27 protein-coding genes and 1 tRNA gene are annotated in these 24,926 nt (G+C 68.8%); 10 read left to right on the forward strand and 18 right to left on the reverse strand.

Annotated elements, in window-relative coordinates; all coding sequences use genetic code 11:
* Positions 1-586: 586 nt before the first annotated feature.
* Positions 587-1,318: a PRC-barrel domain-containing protein gene (locus tag MFF01_RS04300; protein ID WP_238223063.1), complete on the forward strand. Its 732-nt coding sequence runs from the start codon at positions 587-589 to the stop codon at positions 1,316-1,318.
* A gap of 36 nt (positions 1,319-1,354) precedes the next feature.
* Positions 1,355-2,602: a sensor histidine kinase gene (locus MFF01_RS04305; RefSeq protein ID WP_238222358.1), complete on the forward strand. Its 1,248-nt coding sequence runs from the start codon at positions 1,355-1,357 to the stop codon at positions 2,600-2,602.
* Between the two features lie 83 nt (positions 2,603-2,685).
* Here MFF01_RS04305 and MFF01_RS04310 read toward each other — a convergent pair.
* Both MFF01_RS04310 and MFF01_RS04315 read right to left on the reverse strand, forming a co-directional pair.
* A tRNA-Arg gene (locus tag MFF01_RS04310) sits at positions 2,686-2,762 on the reverse strand.
* 161 nt (positions 2,763-2,923) lie between these two features.
* Positions 2,924-3,619, reverse strand: coding sequence for a VIT1/CCC1 transporter family protein (locus MFF01_RS04315; RefSeq protein ID WP_238223064.1), 696 nt, complete (start codon positions 3,617-3,619; stop codon positions 2,924-2,926).
* 153 nt (positions 3,620-3,772) lie between these two features.
* Between MFF01_RS04315 and MFF01_RS04320 the strand changes: the two genes are divergently transcribed.
* On the forward strand, positions 3,773-4,552 hold the full coding sequence (locus MFF01_RS04320) for an efflux RND transporter permease subunit (RefSeq protein ID WP_373319626.1): 780 nt from the start codon (positions 3,773-3,775) through the stop codon (positions 4,550-4,552).
* A gap of 463 nt (positions 4,553-5,015) precedes the next feature.
* Positions 5,016-6,068 (forward strand): HD-GYP domain-containing protein, encoded by a 1,053-nt coding sequence (locus tag MFF01_RS04325; protein WP_238222360.1) that lies wholly within the window; start codon positions 5,016-5,018, stop codon positions 6,066-6,068.
* A 33-nt stretch (positions 6,069-6,101) separates the two neighbouring features.
* Here the strand turns inward: MFF01_RS04325 and MFF01_RS04330 are convergent, their stop codons facing one another.
* The 3 genes from MFF01_RS04330 to MFF01_RS04340 all read right to left on the reverse strand — a co-directional run bounded on the left by MFF01_RS04330 (position 6,102) and on the right by MFF01_RS04340 (position 8,167).
* Positions 6,102-6,692 carry a hypothetical protein gene (locus tag MFF01_RS04330; RefSeq protein WP_238222361.1) on the reverse strand — a complete coding sequence of 197 codons (591 nt, stop codon included), beginning with the start codon at positions 6,690-6,692 and terminating at the stop codon, positions 6,102-6,104.
* A gap of 252 nt (positions 6,693-6,944) precedes the next feature.
* Complete coding sequence (locus tag MFF01_RS04335; RefSeq protein WP_238222363.1) at positions 6,945-7,700, reverse strand: outer membrane protein; 756 nt, start codon at positions 7,698-7,700, stop codon at positions 6,945-6,947.
* Between the two features lie 206 nt (positions 7,701-7,906).
* The gene (locus MFF01_RS04340; RefSeq protein WP_238222366.1) at positions 7,907-8,167 is read right to left on the reverse strand and encodes a hypothetical protein; all 261 of its coding nucleotides are present in this window, start codon (positions 8,165-8,167) and stop codon (positions 7,907-7,909) included.
* Positions 8,168-8,307: 140 nt separating this feature from the next.
* Between MFF01_RS04340 and MFF01_RS04345 the strand changes: the two genes are divergently transcribed.
* Both MFF01_RS04345 and MFF01_RS04350 read left to right on the forward strand, forming a co-directional pair.
* Complete coding sequence (locus MFF01_RS04345; protein WP_238222367.1) at positions 8,308-9,144, forward strand: DUF6502 family protein; 837 nt, start codon at positions 8,308-8,310, stop codon at positions 9,142-9,144.
* Positions 9,141-10,499, forward strand: coding sequence for a DUF5666 domain-containing protein (locus MFF01_RS04350; protein WP_238222369.1), 1,359 nt, complete (start codon positions 9,141-9,143; stop codon positions 10,497-10,499). The genes MFF01_RS04345 and MFF01_RS04350 overlap by 4 nt, the downstream gene beginning before the upstream one ends.
* Before the next feature lie 85 nt (positions 10,500-10,584).
* Here the strand turns inward: MFF01_RS04350 and MFF01_RS04355 are convergent, their stop codons facing one another.
* Entirely contained in the window at positions 10,585-11,163 is a 579-nt protein-coding gene (locus MFF01_RS04355; protein WP_238222370.1) for a fasciclin domain-containing protein, read from the reverse strand.
* A gap of 226 nt (positions 11,164-11,389) precedes the next feature.
* Here MFF01_RS04355 and MFF01_RS04360 point away from each other — a divergent pair, with 226 nt between their 5' ends.
* The 4 genes from MFF01_RS04360 (at position 11,390) to MFF01_RS04375 (ending at position 14,551) form a co-directional block, all read left to right on the forward strand.
* The gene (locus tag MFF01_RS04360) at positions 11,390-11,956 is read left to right on the forward strand and encodes a sigma-70 family RNA polymerase sigma factor (RefSeq protein WP_238222371.1); all 567 of its coding nucleotides are present in this window, start codon (positions 11,390-11,392) and stop codon (positions 11,954-11,956) included.
* Positions 11,953-12,669, forward strand: a complete 717-nt coding sequence (locus tag MFF01_RS04365; RefSeq protein ID WP_238222372.1) for an anti-sigma factor — start codon at positions 11,953-11,955, stop codon at positions 12,667-12,669. Before MFF01_RS04360 ends, MFF01_RS04365 begins: the two co-directional genes overlap by 4 nt.
* 155 nt (positions 12,670-12,824) lie before the next feature.
* Positions 12,825-14,042: a Na+/H+ antiporter NhaA gene (gene nhaA / locus MFF01_RS04370; RefSeq protein WP_238222373.1), complete on the forward strand. Its 1,218-nt coding sequence runs from the start codon at positions 12,825-12,827 to the stop codon at positions 14,040-14,042.
* 17 nt (positions 14,043-14,059) lie between these two features.
* A complete protein-coding gene (locus tag MFF01_RS04375) occupies positions 14,060-14,551 on the forward strand; it encodes a DUF2721 domain-containing protein (RefSeq protein ID WP_238222374.1) in 492 nt (163 codons plus the stop codon).
* A gap of 60 nt (positions 14,552-14,611) precedes the next feature.
* On the opposite strand, the gene MFF01_RS04380 is transcribed toward MFF01_RS04375, so the two are convergent.
* The 12 genes from MFF01_RS04380 to MFF01_RS04435 form a co-directional block, all read right to left on the reverse strand.
* Complete coding sequence (locus tag MFF01_RS04380) at positions 14,612-15,166, reverse strand: hypothetical protein (protein ID WP_238222375.1); 555 nt, start codon at positions 15,164-15,166, stop codon at positions 14,612-14,614.
* A gap of 68 nt (positions 15,167-15,234) precedes the next feature.
* Entirely contained in the window at positions 15,235-15,474 is a 240-nt protein-coding gene (locus MFF01_RS04385; RefSeq protein WP_238222377.1) for a hypothetical protein, read from the reverse strand.
* 22 nt (positions 15,475-15,496) lie between these two features.
* Complete coding sequence (locus MFF01_RS04390; protein ID WP_238222378.1) at positions 15,497-16,537, reverse strand: formate dehydrogenase subunit gamma; 1,041 nt, start codon at positions 16,535-16,537, stop codon at positions 15,497-15,499.
* A 68-nt stretch (positions 16,538-16,605) separates the two neighbouring features.
* Positions 16,606-17,202, reverse strand: a complete 597-nt coding sequence (gene fdh3B / locus MFF01_RS04395) for a formate dehydrogenase FDH3 subunit beta (RefSeq protein ID WP_238222379.1) — start codon at positions 17,200-17,202, stop codon at positions 16,606-16,608.
* Positions 17,203-17,218: 16 nt separating this feature from the next.
* A complete protein-coding gene (locus MFF01_RS04400) occupies positions 17,219-20,161 on the reverse strand; it encodes a formate dehydrogenase subunit alpha (protein WP_238222380.1) in 2,943 nt (980 codons plus the stop codon).
* Between the two features lie 7 nt (positions 20,162-20,168).
* Positions 20,169-20,423, reverse strand: coding sequence for a formate dehydrogenase (locus MFF01_RS04405; RefSeq protein WP_238222381.1), 255 nt, complete (start codon positions 20,421-20,423; stop codon positions 20,169-20,171).
* A 71-nt stretch (positions 20,424-20,494) separates the two neighbouring features.
* Entirely contained in the window at positions 20,495-21,076 is a 582-nt protein-coding gene (locus tag MFF01_RS04410) for a TorD/DmsD family molecular chaperone (RefSeq protein ID WP_373319629.1), read from the reverse strand.
* Positions 21,077-21,237: 161 nt separating this feature from the next.
* Positions 21,238-21,906: a DUF3306 domain-containing protein gene (locus MFF01_RS04415; RefSeq protein WP_238222385.1), complete on the reverse strand. Its 669-nt coding sequence runs from the start codon at positions 21,904-21,906 to the stop codon at positions 21,238-21,240.
* On the reverse strand, positions 21,903-22,454 hold the full coding sequence (locus MFF01_RS04420) for a DUF3305 domain-containing protein (protein WP_373319630.1): 552 nt from the start codon (positions 22,452-22,454) through the stop codon (positions 21,903-21,905). The genes MFF01_RS04415 and MFF01_RS04420 overlap by 4 nt, the downstream gene beginning before the upstream one ends.
* An 8-nt stretch (positions 22,455-22,462) precedes the next feature.
* Positions 22,463-23,473: a DUF6352 family protein gene (locus tag MFF01_RS04425; RefSeq protein WP_238222387.1), complete on the reverse strand. Its 1,011-nt coding sequence runs from the start codon at positions 23,471-23,473 to the stop codon at positions 22,463-22,465.
* A 37-nt stretch (positions 23,474-23,510) separates the two neighbouring features.
* Positions 23,511-24,068, reverse strand: coding sequence for a DUF6505 family protein (locus MFF01_RS04430; protein WP_238222389.1), 558 nt, complete (start codon positions 24,066-24,068; stop codon positions 23,511-23,513).
* Positions 24,065-24,814 carry a biotin/lipoate--protein ligase family protein gene (locus MFF01_RS04435; RefSeq protein WP_238222390.1) on the reverse strand — a complete coding sequence of 250 codons (750 nt, stop codon included), beginning with the start codon at positions 24,812-24,814 and terminating at the stop codon, positions 24,065-24,067. The genes MFF01_RS04430 and MFF01_RS04435 overlap by 4 nt, the downstream gene beginning before the upstream one ends.
* Positions 24,815-24,926 lie beyond the last annotated feature (112 nt).

Below are 24,926 nucleotides of genomic sequence, written 5' to 3' on the forward strand. Positions count from 1 at the left end.
CTATGAACCCCGATGCGGCGCAGTTCACCGGCGCGTTCGAGCCCGGTGCGAGCGTGGCGCGCCGTGAAGGTTCGACGGTGGGTCGCGAGCCGGGGTGGCGGGGAGAGGTCCCTGAAGCAGCCGTGAGCGTGATCCGAATTCCACTGATAGGATCTAATATAACCATGACGTAGCTCCTTAATCCATGCGGCCGCGGAGTGATCGTATGGCCAAGGTCAAGTGTCTGGTTCCGTATTCGTTCCATAAATCATGGGTTGATAGCGTGGTAGATTCTTGGAACGATTTTATAATTACGACAGCAATCGTTTATCGTTGCTAAATTTTATTTGCGTCCGTAGATTAAGAGAATCGCTGGCCCCTCGTCCAAAGCGTTGGCGCCCGAGAGTTCGATGTGCTCCCGCCTGTTCCGGAGCGAAGAGGCTCTCGGTGTACCCCATCCCCGTTCTTCGCGATGTGCCGGCTCTCCTCGATGGGATCGGCGGTGGGCTCGAGAAGCCGTCTCGACCCGGGCCGACGGAGATCGTCGGACACGTCCCGTCCGCGAGGATGCGCGTCCGGCCCCTACGCCCAATACCCAAGGTTCATGATGAACTCCCCGACCCGTATTCTTCTCGCCGCGCTTCTCGGACTGGCCGTGGCCACGCCCGCCCTGGCGGAGTGCCAGATCGCCGACGCGAAGCTGGAGGAAGCCATCCTGCAGAAACCCGACCTGCGTGGGCCGTCCAATCGCCAGGCCGTGAAGGACCTTCGCAATCTTCGCGACGCTGCCTTCACGCTCTGGTCCTATGGACGACACGCCGATTGCGAGCGCCTCATGGCCAACATCCGTGAGCTCATCGCCGGCCCGAACATGACGAGCCTCGGCGACAACGACGAGGATGCAGCGGAGCAGCAGATGGCCGCCACCGATCCGAAGGTTCAGCGGGGCGCCATTCAGGGTCGTCGGAACGAGAAGGATGCAAAGCCCCTGATCAGCGTCGATGCCCTCGCGTCCGGGTTGCGGACGGACCAGATCATCGGTGCGGAGGTTCGCAGTTCCGACGACAAGATCGTCGGCGAGGTGAGGAACATCGTTTTCGGGACGAAAGACGGCCGGGATTACGCCATCGTCGCTTCGGGTGGATTCTTCACCCCGGGCAAGGACAGCATCGTGGTTCCGATCCGGTCCCTCAAGGTGTCCCAGGAGCGCGACAGCTTCTTCCTTCCCATGACCCAGGCGGTGGTCAAGACCGTTCCGCTGATGCCGGACCAGACCTACGACTGGCTTTCGGACGTCGCTTGGAAGAGTCGGAACGACGCCCTGTTCGGCCGGCCATAGCAGCGTGGGCGATGGCGAGCCGGGGAGGGATTCAGTTTGAGCGACCATGACGGGTCCTTGCCATCGGCGGATGACCGAGCGGCTGCCCTCCAGGCAGCGGGTGCCCTTGAGGCGGAGAACGGGCGCCTGCGACGCGCCCTCGACGAGGCCGTGCAGCGCCTGGCCGAGGGAAGGCCTGCGGTCAGGCGCGACTATGAACGCGAAATCGCGGAAGGTCGGGCGGCCCTGGCCCATACCGAGGGCCGGGTCGCCGAACTGGAACGGACCCTCGCCGATCTCACCGCCCGCTACGCCACTCTGGCCGTGAGCGAAGCCCGGTATCGCCTCGCCGTCGAGAGCGCCAAGGACTACGCGATCTTCACCCTCGATCTCGCCGGGCGCATCACCGGGTGGAACACCGGCGCGGAGAATCTGCTCGGATGGTCCGAGGACGAAGCCCTCGGGAGCCCGGTGAATCTCATCTTCAGTCCCGAGGACAACGCCGAGGCCATCGCCGAGGAGGAGATGCGTCTGGCGGTCACGGAAGGCCGGGCCGACGACAATCGTTGGCACCTGCGCAAGGATGGCAGCCGGTTCTGGGCCAACGGGCTCATGATGCCGATGCGCGACGATGCGGGCGGGCTGACGGGCTTCCTCAAGATCCTGCGGGATCTCACCGAGGCGCAACTCGCCAGCGAGCACCAGCAGATCCTCATCCACGAGCTCAATCACCGTGTGAAGAACACGCTTGCGACCGTGCAGGCGTTCACGACCCAGTCGCTTCGCTCCGCGGCATCCTTGGCGGACGCGCGCGAGGCGATCACTGGGCGGCTCATTGCCCTTGCCAAGGCGCATGATGTCTTGACCTCCGAGAACTGGGAGGGAGCGGACCTCGACCGGCTGGTGGACGATGCCTTGCGCCTCCATAACGTCGTTCGGACCTGCTGCCGCTGGCAGGGTGACCGCGTGCGGGTGGTCCCCCGCACGGCCCTCGCCCTGTCCATGATGCTGCACGAGCTTGCCGCGAACGCTTCCGTGCACGGCGCCCTGTCGAATGAGACCGGCACCGTCACGGTGTCGTGGATCGTCGTGGAAGCCGCAGGCTTGTCCGGCGCCGAGCGATCACGCCTCAACCTGCGCTGGCAGGAGCAAGGTGGCCCCCCGGTGACACGACCGACCCATCGGGGATTCGGCCGCCGGATGATGGAGCGGAGTCTCGCCAACGAACTCGGGGGCGAGGTGCGAATCCACTACGATCCGGCCGGCGTCGTCTGCACCGTGGACATTCCCCTCGAGGCGGCCTGAGCACGCGACTCGGATCCGTCCACCGCCTGCGGAAAAGTTACCGACTTCCTCCACGTGGAGCGGGCTTGGTCATGCAAGAGGAATGGCGACCCCGGTTGGGCTCGAACCAACGACCTGCCGCTTAGAAGGCGGCTGCTCTATCCAGCTGAGCTACGGAGTCAGGAGGGCCATGCCCCGTAAAAGCCACGGGAGCGGCGCCGGGTCAACCGACCGATGTGGTCCTGGGGCCGGGACGACGAGGCCGCGCGTCCGGGCGGCACGGTCTTCTGGTTGGGGCGGACGCCGGACCGGGGGCGATGCACCCCGCATTGCCGTCGCCGCTCAGACGGCCTTGCCGACGAGATGGCCGATGCCGGCCGTGACGGCCATCGCGAGGGCACCCCAGAATGCGACGCGCGCCGTCGCGCGGGGGACGGGAGCGCCGCCGACCTTCGCGCCCAGCGCTCCCAGGACCGCGAGAAAGACCAGGGACGCGGCGGAGACGAGGACGATCACCAAGTTCGCGGGCGAGACCGCAGCCACGAGGAGGGGCATCGCCGCACCGGCCGAGAAGGTTCCCGCCGAGGTCAGGGCGGCCTGGATCGGGCGGGCCGTGGTGAAGTCCGAGATGCCGAGTTCGTCGCGGGCATGGGCGCCCAGCGCATCCTGGGCCATCAGTTGTTCGGCCACTTTCAGGGCGAGGGCGTGATCGAGGCCGCGCCGGACATAGATTTCGGCGAGCTCCGCGCGTTCGGCCGCCGGGTCCTGTTCGAGTTCGCGGCGCTCGCGGGCGAGGTCGGCCCGCTCGGTGTCGGACTGGGAACTGACCGAGACGTATTCGCCGGCCGCCATCGACATCGCCCCGGCGACGAGCCCGGCCGTGCCGGCCACGAGGACCTCGCCGGCGGCGACCGAGGAGGCCGCGACGCCCACGATGAGGCTCGCCGTGGAGACGAGCCCGTCATTGGCGCCGAGCACGGCGGCGCGGAGCCAGCCGATCCGGTCGATGAGATGGCTCTCGGCATGGGCGTGTCGCATGGCGGTCACGATCGCTCGGTCGGGGCGGCAGGCGGGCGTTCGGCAGGATACGACGCTGGATCATCCAAGGCGATGATCGCGGCGTCTGCGAACCTCTACAAATAGCGTCGCGTCCGCCCGGACGCGGCCCGGCACTCACGCGGCAAGGCGCTGGTGCCCCTGTCGCCCGTCGCCTCGGTGGCTGTGGCGACGGGCCCGGCCCAGATCAGCCGCGAGCGCCTCCAGCGCAGGATCTCGGTCCAGGCCAACGTGCGCGGCCGCGACGTGCGGAGTTTCGTGCGCGACGCGCAAGCGGCGGTCAAAGCCCAGGTCGGCCTGCCGCCGCGCTATGCTTTGCAATGGAGCGGCCAGTTCCAAAACCTGCAGGAGGCGACGGCTCGGCTCTCCGTGGTCGTGCCGGCCGCGATGGCGGTGATCCTGGTGCTGCTCGTGGTGATGTTCGACGACGTCCGCCTCGCTGGCCTGATGGTCCTCAACGTGCCCGTGGCGGCGACCGGCGGGATCGGCGCCCTCTACCTGCGCGACCTGCCGTTCTCGATCTCGGCGGCCATCGGCTTCATCGCGACCTTCGGCATCGCCATCCTGAACGGCGTGGTGCTGACGAGCTACAGCCGCGATCTGGAGTGGATCGGCCTCGACCCGCGCAAGGCGGCGATCCGCGCGGCCGAGATGCGCCTGCGGCCGGTGCTGACGACCGCCCTTGTGGCGACCCTCGGCTTCCTGTCGATGGCGCTCTCGACGAGCGTCGGCGCCGAGGTGCAGCGTCCCTTGGCCACGGTTGTCATCGGTGGCCTCGTCACCGCGACGCTTCTCACGCTGGTTGTCCTGTCTGCCGTCTATCCCTACCGCGCGCATCTCCTCCTGCCCCGGCGCGCGGCGTCGATGCCCATCTTGTCCGATCGCTCCGACGGCCGGGCGCGTGCCGAAGGCTAGGAGCGCGGGCCAGCGGACCGCCCGTGGCGTCGGTAGCACGCCAACCGGCCCTGTCACGGTCGAAGGTCGATGTGTTTCCGGGACGATGCCGCCGCCGCGCAGTGCTGGCGATTGCGGACCCGTCGCGGCTTGGCCGGCAAACCGAGACGCCTGGTCCTTTGTTCGAGACTGTCCGTCACTGCCTATAAGTCAGTGTTTCGACGGATTGTCTTCCGAAGCAATGCATCTTCATCGTTTATGCCTCGCAAGCGTGTGCAGGTTTGTCACGTTGTGAAACATCCTTGATGGTGGTGGGTGGGGCTTTCCTAAAACAAAGAGTGTAGCGATAGCCTGGTGTCGTACACGAGCTGCGCCTCATAGCCTGAGGCGCTGTCGCCGTGAGACCGACACCGGTGGCCCGATCCGACGGGGAACCGGGGGCGGGACGGCGCGAGCGGCCTTTGGCGAGTTCTGGACCACTGGAATGAATGACGGCGCGATTATCCTCCTGACCGATCGCCCCGATCAAAGCCGGGCTCTCGAAGCGGTCCTCAAGACGGTGGGTCATTGCGAGGTCGTGTTCGACGATCGGAATTTCGCCAACAGTGCCAAGCCCATCGCGATCGTGTCCGATCTCACCCTCACCCGGTACGAATCCTCTCGGCGGCTGCGTGCCCTGGTGTCCCTGGACCGCAAGAAACGGATCCCGGTGATCTGCCTCATGCGTTCGACCTCGGACGGAGCGCTACGGCAGGCGCGCGACCTCGGTGCCACGGTCTGCCTTCCGGCCTTTACGGCACCGAACCTCATCGCCCAGGTGATCCGCGACCAGGTCGGCGCGCATGACGAGGACGGGGACAGCGTCTGCGCCGAAGGTGTCGCGCGGGCCACGGAAGTGCTCACCAACCTGTTCGACGGGGCGCGGGAGGGGAGTGTCGCCCTCGGGGTCCTCGAGGCGGGTCTAATCCCGATCCTGGCGGCCGTCCGCGAAGGCGGCCTGACGCGGTGGCTCGACACCGTCTGGACACACGACGACGCAACCTACCAGCACTGCCTCCTCGTGGCCGGCGTCGCCGCGCAATTCGTCACCTTCCTGAACTTCCGCGAGGAGGATCGGCGGCATTTCGTGCGGGCGGCCCTGCTGCACGACCTCGGAAAGGCCCGCATCCCCCAGGCGATCCTGAACAAGCCCGGCCGCCTCGACGCCGACGAGATCGCGATCATCCGCACCCATCCGGTGATCGGTTACGACATCCTGCGCGGCAGCGGCTGCGATAGCCTGACGCTCGGTGCCGTGCGCCATCACCACGAAATGCTCGATGGGTCCGGCTATCCCGACGGCCTCGCCGGAAGCGCGATCAGCGACACCGTGCGGGTGCTGACGATCTGCGACATCTACGCGGCCCTCACCGAGCGTCGCGCCTACAGGGACCCGATGCCCGCTCGTGATGCCCTCGCCGTGCTCGATAGCATGGGCACGAAGCTCGAAGGCCGTCTGGTGCAGTACTTCGGCAGGGCCATGATGGCGGTGCGATAGCCTTCGCCTCGCACCGCGGCATCCTCGTCGCGCTCAGACCTCGAAGTTGAGCAGGAGCGCGCTGGCGACCCGGCCGCTGCCGCTGGCGCCGGCCGCGGTGTAGGAGCCGCCCTGGCTCTGCAAGGACTGCAGCTGCTTGATGAACGTCGCCAGGAGCTCGCTCGCGCTCGTCCCGTCCGTGCTCGACGTCGTCGCATCGGCGACCTGAGTGGAGCTGTCGTCGGAGGTGCTGTCGCTCGATGCCGAGGGGGGCGGTCCGCCGGCCGGCGGGGGGCCGGGGGGCGGTCCGCCGGCGCCGCTCAGTCCGGCTTGGCCATCCTGGCCGCCACGGCTGAACAGGCTCTTCAGGGTCGTGGCCTGCTCGTCCGTGAGGGTGCCGTCCGAGACCGCTTTGCTGATGAGGTCGTCGATGCGGCTCTTCATCTGCGACGGGTCGAGCCGTGCCGAAGTGGAGGAGCTCGTGCTGCTCGAAAGGCTCGCGTCGATGGTGTCGATGGCCGAATCGAGGGCGGTCTTGTCGGTCGCGCTGATCTGGCCTGTCTCGGCCCTGGACGAGACGGCGTTGTGAAGGCGCTGCTTGGGCGACGTGAACGACGCGGCGGTCGTCGTGTCGAAGGTAGACATAGGCTGCTCCGTCAGAGTGGGAGTATTTCCCACGAGATGGATTTAGCGCCAGGAGGGTTAAGAAGTCGTGAGCGCGCGGCGGTTTGGCGGTGGCGAAACTCCCGGAGCGGCGGGCTCGGTGGACCGATGCAGCGAAGGGGGCGGAGCAAGGCCATAATGGGGCGGTGACGCGGGCGCTGAAGCCTTTGCACAGGCATCGCGCCCGGCGGGAAGCCGGGCGCGATGCTGCAGCGGTCATGCCACCTGGGTTGGTCAGAACCGGTAGTTCAGGCCCGCCCGTACAACGGCGAAGCCCGTGTTGCCGGACCCGATCCCATAATAGGCCGGAACCGTGGCGTCGTAGGTGGTCAATGTGCTGCCACCCTTGTTCAGCTTGACGTACAGGCCTTCGATCTTGGCCGAGAGCTTCTCGGTGAAGGCATATTCGAGGCCGCCGCCCACGGTGTAGCCCGTGCGGCTGGTGCTCGGCAGTGTGTAGAGATACGACCCGGCATAGGACGAGGTCGAGCCTCCGCCATAGGCGAAGCCGCCGGTGCCGTAGACGAGCACCCGGTCGAAGGCATAGCCGACGCGCCCGCGAACGGTCCCATAGTAATCGAGACTTGGGCTGACGTTGTAGTACGGCGTGGTGCCGAGATAGGCCGCATTCGCCCTGGCCTCGGCCAGGCCCTGGATGTCGGTCTCGACGCCGAGGACCAAGCCGGACCCGGGTGTCAGCTGGTAGTTGTAGCCGATCTGACCGCCGCCCGCGAAGCCACCGCCCTGCGCTCCGCCGGTGACGGTACCGTAGGTGGCATCCGTGAAGGTTCGCCTGCCCTCACCGAAGGCGTATCCGGCATTCACGCCGAGGTAGAATCCGGTCCAGGTGAAGGCCGGCGGAATCGGGAGCGGCGGGGGCACCTGCCGGCGCGGCAGGTCGGCCGCCTGCGCCGCCTGGAGTGCCGATCCGGCAAGGAGAAGGACGGTGAACTTGGCCCGCAGGCGGGCGAAGGACGACGTTTGAAACATCGGATCTCTCTGATGGAGGTGGGTTTGGGGGGCGATCGTGTCGGATCCGTTCGGGATGCCTGATCAGACGGCCAGGAAGAGCAGGCCGACGATGACGATGGCCAGGAAGGCGCAGAACGCCAGGTCGGTCCCGCGGGGAGGGAAGGTGCCGGGCATGGGGAGGAAGTCCGATGCCGGTGTGTGGACGGGAGACGCGAACATGGGCGTCACGGCAGGCGAACCGCCGCCACCCTCAGAGGGGACGGTTTCGGGGTGGCGGCGATCTGCGCCGCTCCGGGCATGGGCCGATGCTGGGGAACATCCGTGATCCGGGCGCCGAGGGCGGGCAGGGCGAGGGCGACCGCCACGAGGAGGCCGCGAAGGAAGGGCTGGCTCGAAGGAAATCCGTCGAGGCGGCGAGGCCGAGGGCCGTCGAGGCGCAGGGGCGCCAGGGGTTGATAATCGACTGACGGCCTCAGCGGGGTCATGACGAAACTCCGTGGGAAAATTAACCACGCAGTTTCAGTACGTGTGTAAAAATCCCACGTCAAACGAAAATCGTGTGTCGAGGGTGCTCCTGCACACTATGTGGGATTGTCTCCCACACCTCGCGCTCTAAGGTGATGGCATGTCGAAGACTGCCGCGAACACACCGGAAGGGACCAGCCTGCATGCGCCCCTGGCACGGCTGCTGCGCCCCCTCGTGCGCCTGTGCATCGGCAGGGGCATCACCTTTCCGGCCCTCACGACGCTCCTGCGAGAACTCTACGTCAACGTGGCCGAGTACGACTTCGCCCTGTCGGGCAAGGAGCAGACCGACAGCCGCGTCAGCCTGCTCACGGGCATCCACCGCAAGGAAGTGAGCCGCCTGCGGGGAGCGGGGGCGCCGGTGAGCGTCGTTCCGGCCGTGGTCTCACGCACGAGCCGGATCGTGGCGCGCTGGCTCGCCGATCCGCGCTTCACTGATGCGGCTGGCCATCCCCTCGCCCTCCCCCGCCTGGCCGAAGGCGAGGCGCCGTCCTTCGAAGGGCTGGTCTCGTCCATCACCCGTGACCTGCGGCCCCGGGCCGTCCTCGACGAGTGGCTCGACCGTGGGCTCGCCCGGCTCGACGCCGAGGACCGGGTGGTGCTGGCCGAGGCGGCTTACGTGCCGAAGGGCGGCGGCGAACCGCAGCTCTACTATTTCGGACGCAACCTGCACGACCACATCGCCGCCAGCGTCGCCAACGTCATGGGCGAGACGCCGCGCTTCCTCGAGCGCGCCGTGCACTACGACGGCCTCTCGCGCGAACTTGCCGAGCGCCTCGAGCGGCGCGCCAAGGAGATCGCCATGGAGGCGCTGCAGCAGGCCAACCGCGAGGCCCATGCCGCCTGCGAGACCGATCCGGGCGGGACCCATCGCTGGAATTTCGGCCTCTACGTCTACGGCGAGGACGCGCCCCCCGCCCCCGGGGCCGACGCGTGAGCAGCGGCTCCCGGGAGAGCCCCTCCTCCACCCGTCGTGGCGTCCTGCGATGGCTCCGTGCCCTCCCCCTCGGTCTCCTGCCGGCCGGTCTGTCGCGACGTCCGGGGCTGGCCCAATCCCTGGACCAGGGGATCGGCGGCACGGGCGCGCGCCCGACGGAGGGGCCCGGCGAGGAGGGCGACCGGGGGATCGGCGGCACCGGTGTCATCGGAACGATCCGCCGGTTCGGCTCCATCGTGGTGAACGACCTGCGCATCACCTATCCGAAGGACGTGGCCGTGCGGATCGACGGCCGCGTGGCGTCCGTCTCCGACCTCAAGGTCGGCCACGTCGTCCGGGTGGTGGCGCGCGGCGCCGAGGGTGCGCTCTCGACCCGAAGGATCGAGGTAACGAGCGAGGTCGTCGGTCCCGTCGAGGCCGTGGAGCGGCGACGCCTCACGGTTCTGGGACAGCGGGTCTCCGCCCCGGCTGGTTCGGCGATGGGTTGGAAGGTCGGCGACCGCGTCGCCGTCAGCGGCCTGCGCCGGCCGGACGGCGTGGTGGTGGCGAGCCTCATCGAGGCCCGGCCGGCCGGTCCGGCCCAGGTTTCGGGACCCGTCCGGCGGACCCCCGATGGGACGGCGACCATCGGGGGCCTGCGGCTCGAGGGTGTTGCCCCGAGCCTCGTCGGCCGGCGTGCCGTGGTGACGGGTGAGCCGGCCGGAGCGGCCCTCGTCGTCTCACGCGGCGAGGAGACGCGCGCCCTGTTTCTTCCCGGCCTGACCCGGGTGTCCATCGAATCCTATGTCGGGCGCCGGGGTGATGGGCTTGCCCTCGGGTCCGGTTACGCGGTCTCGGGCGCGCCCGATCCCGCCCTGCCCCGCCGGGGCAGCGTGCGGGCGATCCTCACCACCGAGGTCGCCCGCGACGGGCGCCTCTCCGTCGAGCGCCTGCGGATCGAGGACCGGATCGACCGACGCACCGAGGACGGTCCGTTCGAGGGCGGTTCCGGCCCCGGACGCGGGGCTCCCGGACGCATCGACCGATTCGGGGATCCGGGCCGGCCGGGCAGCTTCGAGCGTCCGGGCGGCACGGGACCGGGCGGCTTCGAGATCGACACCCGCATGCCGGGCGGCGGGCCGGGCGGATTCGGCGGTTCCGGCGATTTCGGGCGCGGCGGACCCATGGGTGGGGCTCCCCCTGGAGGCTTCGGCGGTGGCGCCGGTGGTGGTGCCCCCTTCGGTGGCGCGCCACCCGGCGGCCCACCACCCGGCGGCGGACCGGGCGGCGGCTTCGGTGGTGGACCACCCGGCGGCTTCGGTGGCGGGCCGGGCGGCGGCTTCGGGGGCGGGCCGGGCGGCGGCCGGGGACGCTGATCACCAAAATAAAAAGCCCCCCGGCCGAGACCGGGGGGCTCTCGTTGTGGGCCCTGCCCCCGAGGGACGGAGCCTCAGACGGGGATCAGGGCTGCAGGACGCCGTTGATCACGTGGATTACGCCGTTCGACTGCATCACGTTGGCGATGGTGACCGTGGCGGTGTTGCCCTTGGCGTCGGTCACGTAGACCTTCTTGCCCTTGGTCTGGACCACCAGGGGCTCGCCCGCGGCGGTCTTGAGCTGGGCTTCGCCGCCACCGTCGCGCGCGAGCTTCATGAGATCCTTGGCGGTGTAGGTGCCGGGGACGACGTGATAGGTCAGGATCTTGGTGAGCGTCGCCTTGTTCTCGGGCTTCACCAGGGTCTCGACGGTGCCGGCCGGAAGCTTCGCGAAGGCGGCGTTGGTGGGGGCGAACACCGTGAACGGGCCGGGGCCCGACAGGGTGTCGACGAGGCCGGCGGCCTTCACGGCGGCGACCAGGGTGGTGTGGTCCTTCGAGTTGACGGCGTTCTCGACGATGGTCTTCGAGGCGTACATCGGTGCGCCGCCGACCATCGGGTTCTTGGCGAGGGCGGCGGCCGGAAGGGCTGCGCCGATGGCGAGGCTGAGGCCGAAGGCGGCGAGCTTGGAGGCCAGGGGGCGGCGCACGGTGATGTTCAGCATCGATTTATGTCTCCTTGGACGTCCCGGATGGGGCGATCGGGGTGACTTACGGGACGTTCGGAGCCAAAGTTTCAGGACTGGTCCGATAAAAAGCAGTCCGCACGGCGGGATTGCTTTGAGAAAACGATAAGACGTCCGGAACGGTCCGCGCCTCATCAACGAGGGGGCGGGTCGGATTTCGGGCGAACGGGGGGACACGCAATGGTGAGTTCGTTGGCGGTGCGCCGTGGCTGACGATCTTCTAACTCGCGATGCACCGCTTCGCGCGCATCTCGCCGCCATCGCGGCCGGCGATCAGGCCGCCCTCAAGTCGCTTTACGACGAGACGGGGGCGAAACTCTTCGGGGTGGTGCTGCGTATCGTCCGCAATCGTGAGGCGGCCGAGGACGTGCTTCAGGATGTCTATCTCCGGATCTGGCAGAATGCCGGGGCCTACGTGCCCACGGCGGGCCGCCCGATCACTTGGATGTGTGCCATTGCCCGTAACAGGGCCATCGACATGGTGCGCGCCCGCAAGGAGACCCCCCTCACGGATCTCGTCGACGGCGAGGATTGGATGAACCAGGTGCCCGATCCCTACGACGGCGAGAGCGACATCCTCGATCGCGGCGCCCTCGCGCTCTGCCTCGGCCGCTTCGACGACCTGCACCGGCAGTGCCTCGTAATGGCCTATTGCGAGGGCTTTTCCCGTGAGGAGCTGGCGGCCCGGTTCGGGCGCCCGGTGAACACGATCAAGACCTGGCTCCACCGCGGACTGGCGAGCCTGCGCTCCTGCCTGGAAGCCAACGCATGAGCGACGGTCCCACCGACCAGGGCCTGCCCGACCGCGACATCGAGGCCGCCGAGTACGTCCTCGGCACCCTGCCCCAGGCCGAACGCATCGCGTTCGCCCGTGCCCTGGCGTCCGACGCGGAGCTTCGCGCCGCCGTGGCCCGCTGGCAGGCGCGCTTCGCCCCCCTCGACGAGGCGATCCCCGAAGCCGAGCCTCCGGCCGGAATCTGGCTGCGGATCCGGGCCGCGTTGACGTCCACCCCGGACGACGCGCGGGTGAGGGACCTCACGCGTCGCCTGCGGCGCTGGCGCCTTGGGGCCGTCGGCGCCTCTGCCCTGGCCGCCGGGCTCGCCCTGGCGCTCGGCCTCGGCCGTTGGCTGCCGACCGATCCGGATGCCGGCCAATACGTCGCCGTGGTCAACCGGGGTGGTGAATTGCCGGCCCTGGTGGTCCGGGTCGATACCCGGCGCGGCCTCGCCCAGGTCCGGTCCGTCGCGGCGGATACGCCCCGCGAGAAGAGTCTCGAACTCTGGTACATCGCCGATGGCGGTGTGCCGCGCTCCCTCGGACTGGTCGAGCCGGGACGGGTCAGCATACCCATGCCGAACGCCGTGCGCGAGACCGCCGGCCTCGACAAGGCGGTCCTGGCCGTCACCGTCGAACCCTCCGGCGGCGCGCCCGGGGGAGTTCCGACCGGACCGGTGGTCTATTCGGGCAAACTCTTCCGGGATTGATCCGATTTCCGTGTTCTCGAAGCGGGGACCGTCTCATGCCAGATCCCGTCGATCCCTTCGGGATGGCGGATTTGGACTTCGCCCGATTGACGCGCGGCCGTTGCGAGGGGGGCGGCGGGTTGCCTGCGTGGACGATGACTGGCAGGCGTCTTGGCATGCAGGTGCCATCCGTTCCGCCTAGACCCGTTCCGCGCCGATCCGTCCTTCGCAGATCCGCCCTGCGCGACGCCCTGCGCAGCGACGCCGCCGGCGGCCTCATTCTCATGGCAAGCGCGGCGCTGGCTCTCGCGGCGGCCAACTCGCGCCTGGAGGCGGAGTATTTCGGCCTACTCGCGGCCCATATCGGACCCTTGAGCGTGCTGCACTGGGTCAATGACGGCTTGATGGCGGTGTTCTTCCTGCTGGTCGGCCTGGAGATCAAGCGCGAGGTTCTCGACGGCCGCCTGCGCACGTGGCCGGACCGGATCCTGCCGGGCGTGGCCGCCCTCGGGGGCATGCTCGCTCCGGCCCTGATCTACGTGTTCGTCAACCGGGCCTCGCCCGGCACCCTCCGGGGTTGGGCGATTCCCACGGCCACCGACATCGCCTTCGCACTGGGCGTCCTCTCGCTGCTCGGATCGCGGGTACCCGTCTCGCTCAAGGTGTTCCTCACGGCGCTGGCCATCCTCGACGATCTTGGCGCCGTTCTCATCATCGCGGCATTCTACACGGCCGACCTGCAGGTGCCGGCGCTGGCCGGCGCCGGGGCCACCGTCGCGGTCCTGTTCGGTCTGAACCGGGCCGGCGTGAACCGGCTGGCGCCCTATCTGGTCCTTGGCGGCGTGCTGTGGGTCCTCGTCCTCGCATCCGGCATCCACGCCACCATCGCGGGCGTCCTCCTGGCTCTGACGATCCCCCTGCGCCCGAGTCCCGGCAGGCCCGACGATCCCGCCTCCCCGCTGCATCGGCTGGAGCATGCCCTCCATCCCTGGTCGGCCTATCTCGTGCTGCCGCTCTTCGGTTTTGCCAATGCGGGCGTTGCCCTGGGGGGCCTGTCCACCGCGATGCTGCTCGAGCCCGTGACCCTCGGCGTCGCCCTCGGGCTCGTCCTCGGCAAGCAGGTCGGGGTCTTCGGCATGATCGTCGCCGCCGTGAAATTCGGCCTCGCCCCGCGGCCGGCCAAGGCCGGGTGGTGGCAGCTCTACGGACTGTCGCTGCTGTGCGGTATCGGCTTCACCATGAGCCTGTTCATCGGACTCCTCGCCTTCGCGGATAGGCCGAGCCTCGAGACGGACACGAAGGTCGGCGTGCTCCTCGGCTCCGTGATCAGCATGCTCGCCGGGGCGCTCGTGCTCCTCCTCGCTCCCCGTCCAGACGCCGCCCCCCGAGGCTGACGCACCTACGAGACCCGATGTTCACTCCGACGCCACCCCTCGCCCCCGACGACGTCGCACACGTCATCCAGACCGCCCTCGCCCCGGCCTTCCTGCTGACGGCCCTGGCGACGCTCCTGAACGTCTTCTCGACCCGCCTCGGGCGGGTGGCCGACAAGGTCGATGCCGCCTCGTCACGCCTCCAGGGCGCGGGGGTCGGCGAGACTCGGCGGCTGGCCCGGCAACTGGCGTACCTGCGGCGGCGCTCGTTCGTCCTCGACGCCGCCGTCGTCCTCGCGTCGGCGGGCGCCATCATGACCGGGGTGGCCGTGCTCACGCTCTATGTCGGAACGCTGCGCGAGGCGGCGACGGCTTCGCTCCTGTTCGGATGTTTCGGCGTCGCCCTGGTCTGCACGGTGGCCGCCATCGCGGCCTTCCTCTGCGAGATCCTGATGGCCGGGCGCGGCGTGCGGGACGAGGTCGACCGCCAGACCCAGCGGGCCACCGAGCCGGAGCGTTCAGTTCCTTAAGGACGTCGTCCTGAAAGCCGGAAGCCAGCGTTCGGGACGATGCCGTAACGCGCGAGGGGCCTACCGGCCGTTCTGGAACTTGAGATCGAGGGCCGCGAGGGCGAGGAGCGGCGGCGGCATCGGCACGCCGGCCTTGCGCATGGTGAGGGCGGCGGCGCGGCAGCTCGCCTGATCGTTGCTCGCGGCGGCGGTCTCGATCGTCGCGACGGTGGCGGCATCGGGCTTGGGCGGCGGCGGCGACGCAGCCGGGGCGGCCGGTCCCTTCGCCGAGGCGTTCGCCTGGGCCAGGGCGGCCTTCCGGTCGCCGGGGACCACGGTGTCCTTCGTTTCCGTCGCGCCGCTGAGGCCGGATTTCTGCTGCGGTTCGCCCCCCGAAACGGAGGGCTTGCCTTCGGTCTTGCCGGAGGGGTTCGACACGGCCGTCGCTTGGGACTGTGGCGTCGCGGCCTCCTGCTTCTTGGCTTCCGGTGCCGTCACGAAGGCCAGGAGTTCCTTGCAGAGGTTGGCCGGTCCGCCAGCGGCCGGCTGCGGGGGCGCAGCCTCCTGCGCGAGGGCCGGCAGGGCGAGCAGTCCGGCGGCCGTGAGGAGCCCGACGCGCGACAGGGACTTCAGCATGATTGTGTCCTCAAACTTCGGGCCGGTGCGGAATCATCACGTCGGCCGAACCGCGTCTCGATGGAGTCTCAGGACCGCTTCGGGTGGGAGGCTTCGCCCTGGACCTTGGCGCGATCCTCGGCCGTGGCGTCGCCTAGGAGCGGGAGACCGTTCCATCTCGGGCCGACGAGGTTGGTGCCGGGCTCGGAGACCCGTGTCCCGGAGGTGGCGAAGGCCTGGTAGGCGAAGGTCTGATTGCTGGTGAGGGCGAACATCGCCACCACGCCGAGGGCGATGGCGGCGATGACGGCGGCGGCGAAGGCTTTCATGGTCGGTTCTTCCTCGTCTGGCTCACTCGGCCGGGGCCGGATGACGGCCGGTGAGCTGGGGACCGCTCGCGGTCTTCGCCTGCTCCTTCTCCACCCAGAGATCGTGGTGGGCGCGGGCCCAGGCCAGATCGACCTCTCCGCTACCCATGGCGTCGTAAGCGCCCTTCATGCCGAGGGTTCCGATGTAGATATGGGCAAGGATGCCGACGATGAAGGCGATGCCGATGAGCGAGTGGATCACCTGCATGACCTGCATGCCGTTGATGTCGACGAGCGTGAAGGGGAACAGCATCATCAGGCCGGTGACGCCCATGGCGGCCCCGAAGCCGGCGACCATCCAGAACACGCCCTTCTGACCCGCATTGAACCGTTCGGCATGGGGGTGACCCTTGCCGAGGAAGCCGCCGCCGGCCTTGATCCAGGCCCAGTCGATCCGGTTCGGGATATTATCCTTCAGCCAGAGGCCGACCATGATCACCACGCCGAGCATGAACGGCCACGCGAGGTAGACGTGGCTGTATTTGGCCCATTGCGCCAGGGCGCCGAATGCGTCCGGCCCGATGAGCGGCATGATCAGGCGCTTGCCGAAGATGTAGTTCAGGCCCGACAGGGACAGGATGATGAAGCACGTCGCCGTCATCCAGTGGGCGAAGCGCTCAAAGGCGTTGAAGCGCAGGATCTTGCGACCGGATTCCTGCGTGTCGTCCGTGAGGATGCGCCCGCGCCACATGAAGAATGCGCCGAGCGCCGCGATCATCCCCAGGATGCCGAGGCCGCCGATCCAGGGCAGCCAGGACTCGCGGAACGCCCGGTACTCGCGCCCCTGCGGCTGGATCAGGTTGGCGGATTTGCGATCCGGGATGCTGACGCGGCCGGTGATCTTGTCGGCCTGCTTGAACAGGAATTCCTCGTTGACCGAATCCGCCGTGGGCTTCGTGCCCATGGGGTTCATCCCGTCCTGCTGCTGCGGGTTCTGCGCCTGCGCGGGCGCGAACGCCCCCGGGGCGGCCAGGAGCGTCGTCGCGAGGACGAGGGTGCTGAAGAGCGTGACTGCCCGCCGCATGGGCGTTCCTTTCGATTCATCTCAACGTCGGCGGGACCGTCGCCGTGGCGGCGGTCCCGGAGCGGCGATCAGATCGCCACGGTCTCGCGGTAGGCCGTCTTCCAGCCCCAGGCTCCGGAGCCGTAGCCGCGCTTGACCACGCGCTGCTTGTAGATCTCGGCGATCATTTCGCCGTCGCCGGCCAGCAGCGCCTTCGTCGAGCACATCTCGGCGCAGAGCGGCAGCTTACCCTCGGCGAGGCGGTTCGAGCCGTACTTCTCGTACTCGGCTAGCGACAGGTCGGGCTCCGGCCCGCCCGAGCAGTAGGTGCACTTGTCCATCTTGCCGCGCGAACCGAAATTGCCGACGCGCGGATACTGGGGGGCCCCGAACGGACAGGCATAGAAGCAGTAGCCGCAGCCGATGCAGATGTCCTTGGAGTGGAGCACCACGGCGTCGGCCGTGGTGTAGAAGCAGTTCACCGGGCACACGGCGGCGCAGGGCGCGTCGGTGCAGTGCATGCACGCCATGGAGACCGAGCGCTCGCCGGGCTTGCCGTCGTTCAGGGTGACAACGCGGCGGCGGTTGATGCCCCAGGGCACCTCGTGCTCGTTCTTGCAGGCGGTGACGCAGGCGTTGCACTCGATGCAACGGTCGGCGTCACAGAGGAACTTCATACGGGCCATGGTCGATGCGCTCCTCTCACGCGGCCTTGATCTGGCATAGGGTACACTTCGTTTCCTGCATGCCCGTCACAGGATCGAAGCCGTAGGTGGTGACCGAGTTGGAGCTCTCGCCGAGCACCACCGGGTCGGTGCCCTTCGGGTAGTAGTCACGCATGTCGCGGCCCTCGTACCAACCCGAGAAGTGGAAGGGCATGAAGGCGACGCCCTTGCCGACGCGATCGGTGACGAGGGCCTTCATTTTGGCCTTCGAGCTGTTCTCGGCGCCCGTCACCCAGACGAACTGACCGTCCTTGATGCCGCGCTCGGCCGCATCCCCGGTGTTGATCTCGACGAACATGTCCTGCTGGAGTTCGGCGAGCCACGGGTTCGAACGGGTCTCCTCGCCGCCGCCCTCGTACTCGACGAGGCGGCCCGAGGTGAGAATGATCGGGAAATCGCGGGCGACGTTCCGCTCCACCGCCGACTTCTGCACCGAGAAGCCGATGTTCGGCATGCGGAACTGCCGCTCGTCGGGCCGGGTCGGATACTTTGCCACGAGGTCGGGGCGTGGGGTGTAGATCGGCTCGCGGTGCACCGGCACGGGGTCGGGCAGGTTCCAGGCGTTGGCGCGGGCCTTGCCGTTGCCGAACGGGATCACGCCGTGCTCGAGGCAGACCCGCTGGATGCCGCCCGACAGGTCGGTGGCCCAGCTGATCGTGTCGGGCTTGTCACCGCCGATCTTCAGGATAGTGGCGCGTTCCTCGTCCGTGAGGTCCTTGTCCCAGCCGAGCTTCTTGAACACCCCGAAGGTGAATTCCGGGTACCCGTCCGTGAGGTCGGACCCCTTCGTGAACGAGTTCTCGGCCAGCAGGGTCTCGCCGTTGCGCTCGGTGCCGAACCGGGCCCGGAATGTGCTGCCGCCGTCCTTCACGTGGAGCGAGGTGTTGTAGAGGATCGCCGAACCGGGATGCCGGAGTTCCGGCTTGCCCCAGCACGGCCACGGCAGGCCGTAATAGTCGCCGCCGACCTCCGGATCGTCCTTCGGCGCGCGCAGGGTGATGAGGTCGAACTTGTGCTGGTTGCGCATATGCGCCTTCAGCCGCTCGGGGCTCTGGCCGCAATAGCCCGTCGACCAGCCGCCGCGGTTGATCTCACGCAGGAGATCCTCCGCCGAGGGAATGTTGTTCTCGACCTTGATGTTCTTGAACAGCGTGTCGGCGAAGCCGAGCTTCGTCGCCAAGCGGTAGAGAACCTCGTAGTCGTTCTTCGACTCGAAGGCCGGCTTCACGATCTGCTCGCCCCACTGGATCGAGCGGTTCGAGGCCGTGCGCGAGCCGTCCATCTCCAGGGAGGTGCAGATCGGCAGGAGGTAGGTGTTGTCCTGACGGGCGTCCAAGGCCGCGAAGGTGGTGGGGTGCGGATCGGCCACCACCAGCAATTCGAGCTTGTTCATGCCCTCCACCGCCTCGGGCAGGCGCGTGACGGTGTTGCCGCCGTGGCCGAACACCATGAAGGCCTTGAGGGGGCTGCGCTGGTCGATCTGCTCGGGCGGCAGGTTCACGGCATCGAACCACCGGGTGGAGGTGATGCCGGGCGCCTCCATGTTTTCCTTGCGGGTGCGCGCCTTGCGGCCCGCCGTCGCCGGCACTTCGTCGAAACGCGACTGCAGCCACTCGTAGGGCACGTCCCAGACGCGGGCCCAGTGCTTCCAGCCGCCCTCGACGAGGCCGTAATAGAGCGGCAACGACGTGACATCGAGGCCGAGATCGGTGGCGCCCTGCACGTTGGTGTGGCCGCGGAAGATGTTGGCGCCGGTGCCGGGCTTGCCGACGTTGCCGGTCGCGAGGCACAGGATGCACAAAGCCCGCACGTTGGCGGTGCCCACCGTGTGCTGGGTCGCGCCCATGCACCAGATCAGGGTCGCGGGCTTCTCCTTGGCGAACTTCTCCGCCACGCGGCGAAGCTGCTCGCCGGGCACGCCCGAGACGCGCTCGACCTCCTCGGGCGTCCACTTGGCGACTTCCTTGCGGACGTCGTCCATGGCGTAGACGCGCTGGCTGATGAACTCCTTGTCTTCCCACCCATTCTGGAAGACGTGCCACAGGATGCCCCAGACGACCGGGATGTCCGTGCCCGAACGGATGCGGACGTACTCGGTGGCGTGCGCCGCCGTCCGGGTGAAGCGCGGATCGATGACGATCATGTTCGCGCGGTTGATCTCCTTGCCCGACAGCACGTGCTGCATGGAGACCGGGTGCGCCTCGGCCGGATTGCCGCCGAGGATGATCATCGTCTTGGCGTTTCGGATGTCGTTGTAGGAGTTGGTCTGGGCGCCGTAGCCCCAGGTGTTGGCGACTCCCGCCACCGTGGTCGAGTGACAGATGCGCGCCTGATGGTCGACGGAGTTCGTGCCCCAGAAGGCGCCGAACTTGCGCATGAGGTAGGCGGCCTCGTTGGTGAACTTGGCCGAGCCGAGCCAGTAGACCGAATCGGCGCCGTTCTTCTCACGGATCGCCTTGAGCTTGTCGCCGATCTCGTCGATGGCCTGATCCCAGGAGATGCGCTGCCACTGCCCGGCGACGAGCTTCATCGGGTACTTCAGGCGCCGGTCCGACGAGACGAGCTCGCGGATCGCCGCGCCCTTGGCGCAGTGGGTGCCCCGGTTGATCGGGCTCGCATAGGACGGCTCCTGGCCGACCCAGACGCCGTCGACCACCTCGGCCGTCACCGTGCAGCCCACCGAGCAGTGGGTGCAGACGTTCTTCTTGATCACGGTCTCGGGGCCGACCGCCGAGGAGCCGGCGGCCTTGGCCTGGCGCACGGCACCGAGCTGGAGCGAGCCGGCCGCCGCGAGGGCACCGGCCGTGAGGCCGGATTTGCGCAGGAATGCGCGGCGGTCGAGAACCCCGGCCGCGAGGCCGGCGGCCACCGCCTGATGCTTGGTGCGGCTTGCCGCGCCGCTCTTACGCTTCGTCAGCATGGGTGCCTCACTTCTTGCCGGCGGCGTTGGAGCTGTTCTGCAGCGTCTCGTACCCGTTGGTCCGGTAGAACGCTTTCACGTGGTCGGTGAGGCGGTAGCGCCCCTTGGTTTCGTCCTGGCCCGGATCGTAGGCCTGGGCGTCCGTGGCGGTCATCGGCGTCGCGGCGACACCGACGGCCGCCGCCACGGTTCCGCCGCCGAGCGCGCGGAAGAACTGGCGACGACCGAGCTGGTCCTTCGTGTCCTTCTGGTCCTGTCGCATGGTCGACACTCCTCAAACGGCGGGGGATGCGCGGTGCGCGCAGCCCGTTGAATTTCGATGGCGACGGACGCTCACGCGTCCATCGCGAAGGCTTGCGTCTCGATCTCGACGAACGCGGAGCCGAGGCCCCCGACGCTTCGATAGAAGCGCGCGGCCTTCGCCCGCTCGAGATCAGCGAAGAAGCGGCCGGCCCATGGCTCGATGTGCCGCACGAAGAACGCGCGCGCGGCGTCGGGCTCCGCGTCCAGCCGACCGGAGACGAGGCCGGCCATGCAGTCGAACAGGATTGCCAGATGGTCCTCCGGCTCCGTCATCGCCGCGTCGCGCTCGATGCCGAGATTGCGCAGATCCTCGCGGACCCGGGCCAGCGGCCGCTCGTTCAGGAAGCCGGTGCGGTAGTAGGAGGCGTAGGGCAGGAGTTCGCCGCGACCGACCCCGATGAAGAGGTCGTGGTACTCACGGGCGACCACTTCCGGCACCGCCCCACGGCTGGCCCGCGCCAGATCCTCGACGAGCCGGCCCAGCGTGCTGTCGTCCCCTTCGAGGCCGCCGAGCATCCCGAGCAGATCGCCATGCGGCGCTCGCCCGAGGAGAACCGCGAGGAGGTCATAGAGCCGTGCGCGCCCATGATCGACCTCGTCGACCGCGCTCACCCAAGCCTGGTCGTCCTGCCGTCCTTCGACCGCATGATCGGTAGCCAACCCAACGGAACGCATCCTGACCCTGAACCCACCCCGGCCTGTTCCAGCCGGACCATCTACTTTGGAGCTAGGATAAAAAGCGTTCGAGTTTGGCGCAATCGGGATTCTAAGGCTCAGCTCGGCATTGCGCCGCCATGGCGTCGCAGTCTTTGCTTCGTAACAACTGCGGGAGTTGTTACCGGCGTTTCATTGGCGGAATTCGCCGGAGCGCCGTCCGGTGGAGGTTCGACCGGTGCAGCCTCTGCCATGAGGGGGGGCGCGGTGGTGGCAGAGACTGGCCCGACATCGGTGTCGGAGTCGGGTGGCGGAGGCTCGGGCTCGGAGCCTTGCGAATCACCGTTCGCATCGTCGGACGGCTCTGCATTGAACAGGCGGCCGAGCATGGCCTTCACGTCGTCGCAGGGCAGCAGCGGCCCGAGGCCGGGTACGCCGCCGGGGGTGTTCCAGTCGTAGGCGTATTCCCGCGCCTCGCTCACGAAGTCCCGGATGGCAGGATCGACGGACCACATCTTCCGCAGGGCCGCGTTGCGGATGGCCGCCGGCACGCCGGCCCGCAGGAACGGCGTGAGGTCGGTCGCCGCCGTGAGATCCGCCAGCGACGGCAGATCGGCCAGGAGATCGCGCTCCGCCTCCGCCTCGGCCGATGGCGCAGCCCCCTCCTCCGCGACAACGGGAAGGTCGGAAGGGTCGACGATTTCCGCCGGCGGCGGGGCCTCGGGCGCCTCGCTCAGGCGGACATCGCGCTTGCGCCGGGCCCAGCGCGCGAGAAAGCCGTCGCTCATTCCCGCCTCCCCTTGCGTCCGCTCCCGCCGGAACCGCCGGCCTGCCGGGCCAAGGCTTCCGGGTCGGCCCGGTCGCGCTTGCGCTTCTCGAACACGCGTTCGATGTGGTGCGCCTCGAAGAACGCGAGGAGCTTCGCCTGGAGATCGGGCGGCATCGGCACGGCCTCGACCACCTCACCGATCCCTTCCGCCATGGATTCCCCCTCGTAGGGATCGGCGGTGACGGTGGCGACCTCGTAATCCTCGTCGCCGAGCTTGCGCAGGGCGACCCACAGGGCGGGACGCCCTGAGACGAGGTTGTCGCGGTAATGCGCCGTCTCGGCCGGATGCAGGTGCACGTCGTAGGCGCCGGCGTAGAACGTGCCCTCGTCGTCCGTGCCGGACAGGCGCGTTCCCGGCGGGGCCGCTGGGGCGGCCGGCAGGATCGCGACGGGAAGCCAGGCATGGGTCGCCCACGGCCCCTTGAGGCGGCGCTTCTCCACCACCACGCCGACCTCGAAATGGTTGTCGGGCTTCAAAGGCGGGCCGGGCTCGGTGTCTGACATCATAGGGTTCCTCAGGCCGCCGGACGCTCGGCGCGGAGCGGCAGGCCCGCGACGATGTTCTGCGGCTTCACCTGGACGAGGTTCGCCGGGGTCCCGGCGAGGAGCAGGTAGACCGGACGGTCGCCCACGGCCGGATCGACCGCCGCCGGATCGGCGAAGGTGAGGCCGAACAGGGCGACGACCCGCTCTTGCGTCGCTGCATCGACGGTCTCTCCGTGCCACAGGGCGTTGCCGATGCGCGTGCCCTCGGCGTCGAGGCCGACGAACCAGCGCCAGTCCGTGTCCTCCAGGCGGTCGAGGGGGGTCACCCGCACCTCCGTGTTCAGGAGATGGCGGACGAACGTCTCGATGACGCGGGCCAGGCCCTCCCGGCTCTTCGGGTTCGAGCCGAGGTTCAGCGCCATGGAGAAGGCGTCCGAGCGACTCCAGTAGCTCCAGGCGGTCTCGTCGGTGAGTACGTCAAGTTCGTTGGCCGCCTCCTTGCCCAGCATCGCCACGAGGGGGGAAAGCGGGGCGGTGCCTTCGCGCGCCTCGATCACCTCGGCATCGGCCAGGAGCACGGCGCCGTCGTGCCGGCTGACCCGCTGGGTGCGGAAGAACAGCTCCGCCGCCCGCAGCACGTAGGGGTCGTCGCAGCCATCGAGGGCATTGCGCAGGATGAGGTGGACGAGCTGGTTGAGGAACAGGGACGGCGTTCCCTGCAGGCCCCCCCGCACAAGGTCGAGATAGGCCGCCTCGAGGGAGCGCGCGCCGAGGAGCCGGTCGCGGAAGGCAAGGAGCACCGCCCAATTCTCGCGCGCATCGGCGTCTGCGATGGCGGCCAGTTCCTCGGGCGCTACGGCACGGCGGGGCTCGGCCCTCAGGCTGGCGTACAGCGCCCGCTCGGCCGCGCAGGCCTCCTCCGGCGGGACGAGTTCCGGCCGCGCGAGATAGGCGAGGATCAGTTCGTCCGTGGCGGCCAGTCCCCCGCCTTCGGTGCGGCGTACGAGATGGTGGCCGCTCGACACCCAGAACTCGGTCATGACGGAGAACGGTCCCTGTTGCGTGCGTCGTGGGCGATCATGATGTGCGGCTCCGCGCGAGGCCGATGAGGTCGGCCCGCTCCTCCGGCTCGTCCTCGTCGGTCTCGACGAAGCGGAAGGCGCGAGCGCCGGCATGGAGGCGGTCCTCCCCGCCGGGCTTCTGATGCAACGTGCGGAAGGCTTCGCTGATCGCGCCCTTCGTCTCCGTGCGATGCATCGCCACCACGGTCCCGATGGGCAGGTCGCAGAGCGAGGCGGCGAAATCGATCTCCTCCCGCGCCGCCACGAGGGCCGCCGTGCGGTCCGGGGCGCCGAGGCGAGCCTGGAGATGGCCGGCGAGTTCGGCGACGGCCGCGTCGCGCTCGGCCTCGTTCGCCTCGCTCACCACCACCAGGGTCGAGAACGCAAACGAGCGTACGCCGAGGAAGCCGGAGCGGAAGGCGATGCGGTCCTTGCCCGTCAGGCTCGTCAGGTCCCGGTCCCAGAACAGGAACGAGCCGGTCACGGCCCATTCGCCCGGCTCGGCGGCCTCGGCGAACACGAAGGCGTCGGACGGGTCGAGGCGCAGGGTGCGGGGGAGCTTGAGGGCACTCACAGGCGCACCGTACGGGTGGCGGGGTCGTGCCAGTCCGGCTCGGTCAGACCCGGCACGAGGGCCAGCCGTTCGGTGGCACCGCCCCGCTCCAGGAGGGCATCGCCGTTGCCGTCGATCCCGGCCCTTGCCCCGACCGCCGCCGGCAGGTGGGCGAGATAGCGCGCGGCGATGCCGGAAAACCCGTCCTCCTCCCAGGCGGCGAACGCCTTCATGAGGTTGCGGGCGAAGCTCTCGGCGAGGGGAAGGCGGATGTCCGGTCCGAACCCTTCCTCGTCGAGGGCCGTGGAGCCGGGGGTGAGGCCGGGATCGCCCCACTGCGCCTTCGAGACGAGGAGTGTCGCGGAAAAGACGAGCCAGTCCGGGACCGCCGCCTCGGCGCAGTCCTCCGGCCAGGCGAGGCGCCCGCCGCCGAGGCGCGCCCCGTCGAACATCAGCGTCCCCGGCCAGATCAGGGTGATCGGCATCTCCGGGGGGCCGTACGTCCCCACGGCATCCACGAGGGCGACCATGCCGAGGAGAAAGGCCCGCCGGGCCGAGGCCAGGGGCTCGCCCGGCGCCAGGATGACGGCGAGGTCGAGCACATCCTCCCGCTCGACGATCACCAGGGTCCCGGCCGCCTCGCCCGCCTCGGCCTCGGCGAGCGCGCGGGCCCGCGCGAAGGCCTCGTCGGTCGCCGGCACCCGCAGGCCGGTGAAGGCCGGCGGCAGCACGAGGTCGGCCGGGTCGGGCGCGGGTGAGGCAGTCATGGTCGAGGCGTTCATCGGTGAGGCCTTCACGGGGCGCGCAACGGCATGGGACGCGGAATGATCCGAAAACCTTGTGCGATGGAAGGGAGGCGGCCCGGTGCGGTCAATTGAT

Source organism: Methylobacterium adhaesivum (assembly GCF_022179065.1).
GTDB classification, from domain to species: domain Bacteria; phylum Pseudomonadota; class Alphaproteobacteria; order Rhizobiales; family Beijerinckiaceae; genus Methylobacterium; species Methylobacterium adhaesivum.

Coding starts and splice junctions, on each gene's coding strand:
- nhaA (WP_238222373.1), top strand. CDS start 12,825: ATGCAGGTGCCATCCGTTCCGCCTAGACCCGTTCCGCGCCGATCCGTC.
- MFF01_RS04330 (WP_238222361.1), bottom strand. CDS start 6,692: ATGTCTACCTTCGACACGACGACCGCCGCGTCGTTCACGTCGCCCAAG.
- MFF01_RS04325 (WP_238222360.1), top strand. CDS start 5,016: ATGAATGACGGCGCGATTATCCTCCTGACCGATCGCCCCGATCAAAGC.
- MFF01_RS04390 (WP_238222378.1), bottom strand. CDS start 16,537: ATGCGGCGGGCAGTCACGCTCTTCAGCACCCTCGTCCTCGCGACGACG.
- fdh3B (WP_238222379.1), bottom strand. CDS start 17,202: ATGGCCCGTATGAAGTTCCTCTGTGACGCCGACCGTTGCATCGAGTGC.
- MFF01_RS04335 (WP_238222363.1), bottom strand. CDS start 7,700: ATGTTTCAAACGTCGTCCTTCGCCCGCCTGCGGGCCAAGTTCACCGTC.
- MFF01_RS04315 (WP_238223064.1), bottom strand. CDS start 3,619: ATGCGACACGCCCATGCCGAGAGCCATCTCATCGACCGGATCGGCTGG.
- MFF01_RS04345 (WP_238222367.1), top strand. CDS start 8,308: ATGTCGAAGACTGCCGCGAACACACCGGAAGGGACCAGCCTGCATGCG.
- MFF01_RS04400 (WP_238222380.1), bottom strand. CDS start 20,161: ATGCTGACGAAGCGTAAGAGCGGCGCGGCAAGCCGCACCAAGCATCAG.
- MFF01_RS04355 (WP_238222370.1), bottom strand. CDS start 11,163: ATGCTGAACATCACCGTGCGCCGCCCCCTGGCCTCCAAGCTCGCCGCC.
- MFF01_RS04365 (WP_238222372.1), top strand. CDS start 11,953: ATGAGCGACGGTCCCACCGACCAGGGCCTGCCCGACCGCGACATCGAG.
- MFF01_RS04375 (WP_238222374.1), top strand. CDS start 14,060: ATGTTCACTCCGACGCCACCCCTCGCCCCCGACGACGTCGCACACGTC.
- MFF01_RS04415 (WP_238222385.1), bottom strand. CDS start 21,906: ATGAGCGACGGCTTTCTCGCGCGCTGGGCCCGGCGCAAGCGCGATGTC.
- MFF01_RS04300 (WP_238223063.1), top strand. CDS start 587: ATGAACTCCCCGACCCGTATTCTTCTCGCCGCGCTTCTCGGACTGGCC.
- MFF01_RS04385 (WP_238222377.1), bottom strand. CDS start 15,474: ATGAAAGCCTTCGCCGCCGCCGTCATCGCCGCCATCGCCCTCGGCGTG.
- MFF01_RS04425 (WP_238222387.1), bottom strand. CDS start 23,473: ATGACCGAGTTCTGGGTGTCGAGCGGCCACCATCTCGTACGCCGCACC.
- MFF01_RS04405 (WP_238222381.1), bottom strand. CDS start 20,423: ATGCGACAGGACCAGAAGGACACGAAGGACCAGCTCGGTCGTCGCCAG.
- MFF01_RS04340 (WP_238222366.1), bottom strand. CDS start 8,167: ATGACCCCGCTGAGGCCGTCAGTCGATTATCAACCCCTGGCGCCCCTG.
- MFF01_RS04380 (WP_238222375.1), bottom strand. CDS start 15,166: ATGCTGAAGTCCCTGTCGCGCGTCGGGCTCCTCACGGCCGCCGGACTG.
- MFF01_RS04420 (WP_373319630.1), bottom strand. CDS start 22,454: ATGATGTCAGACACCGAGCCCGGCCCGCCTTTGAAGCCCGACAACCAT.
- MFF01_RS04435 (WP_238222390.1), bottom strand. CDS start 24,814: ATGACTGCCTCACCCGCGCCCGACCCGGCCGACCTCGTGCTGCCGCCG.